The organism is Prevotella sp. AM23-5 (assembly GCF_003473645.1).
Classification (GTDB): domain Bacteria; phylum Bacteroidota; class Bacteroidia; order Bacteroidales; family Bacteroidaceae; genus Prevotella; species Prevotella copri_A.
Genome location: NZ_QUCG01000168.1, coordinates 1 through 1,315, shown reverse-complemented (window position 1 = coordinate 1,315; position 1,315 = coordinate 1). Strand labels below are relative to the sequence as shown.

Annotated in this window: 1 protein-coding gene; it reads left to right on the top strand. The window is 43.4% G+C overall.

Annotation, left to right across the window (positions count from 1 at the left end; genetic code table 11):
- Positions 1-61: 61 nt before the first annotated feature.
- On the top strand, positions 62-1,267 hold the full coding sequence (locus DW657_RS17340) for an IS256 family transposase (RefSeq protein WP_118313578.1): 1,206 nt from the start codon (positions 62-64) through the stop codon (positions 1,265-1,267).
- Positions 1,268-1,315: the final 48 nt, after the last annotated feature.

Below are 1,315 nucleotides of genomic sequence, written 5' to 3'. Positions count from 1 at the left end.
GAGAGTGTAAACTAAACTGTGTCAAGCTACAATAAAAGTAGTTTAACACAGTTTTTATATTATGGACAACTTAGAAATTGATTACAAGAAAGCAGCTCAGCAGTTGCGTAGTGGTGAAGCCTTATTTGGCAAGGACGGAGCATTAGCTCCATTGTTAGAGCGTATTCTCAACTCAGCTCTCGAAGGTGAGATGGACGCTCATTTAAGTGAAGAGGAACGCTCTTCCGGCAACCGTCGTAATGGTAAGATGAGTAAGAAGGTTCAAACAAAATATGGTGAGGTCACTATAGAGACTCCTCGTGACCGAGATGGAACTTTCCAACCTGAGACCGTAAAGAAGCGTGAGACTATTCTTGCCAATGGCATGGCTGACCAGATTATTGAGATGTACGCCATGGGCACCAGCACACGTGACATCAGCAGCTACTTTGAGCGTGAGTTCAACACAACTCTATCAGCCGATACTATCAGCTCTATAACAGACCGTGTATTACCCGAAATCACCGCCTGGAAGTCTCGCATGCTCGATCCTGTATATGCCATTTGCTGGCTTGATGCTATCCATTATAAGGTAAAGGATGAGAATGGCAGAGCTGTCACACGAGCCATTTACAACATTCTTGGTATCAACATGGAAGGCCAAAAAGAACTGTTAGGTATGTATGTGTCTAAGAGTGAAGGAGCTAACTTCTGGCTAGAAGTTCTTACGGATCTTCAGAACCGTGGTGTTCGAGACATCTTGATTTGTTGTATTGATGGTCTCAAAGGCTTCCCAGATGCCATCCAAAGCGTATTTCCTGAGAGTTCTGTGCAGCTCTGTATTGTCCATCAGATACGCAATTCTATCAAGTATGTTGGCAGTAAGCATCAAAAGGAGTTTATCAAGGATTTAAGAACAGTATATGGTGCAGTAAACAAAGACTCCGCTGCTGCTAATTTAGACCTGTTAGAGTCTAAGTGGGGAGAGATGTACCCAATTGTCATCAAGTCATGGCGTGACAATTGGGAACGTCTGACAGAGTATTTCCAATATACTCCAGCCATCCGTAAACTCATTTATACGACCAATACGGTTGAGGGGTATCACAGACAGGTAAGAAAGGTCACAAAGACTAAAGGGGTCTTTCCTACGGATAATTCTTTGGAGAAGCTTGTGTACTTAGCTTACCGCAACATCCGTAAGAAATGGACTATGCCACTGGCAAATTGGGGACAAATTTCTCAACAATTGGCAATAAAATTTGGAGATAGATTTAAAATTATGTAACTTTGCAGCCGAAAAGGCTTCCCTGCTGGGGGCATGCCCCCAGCAGGG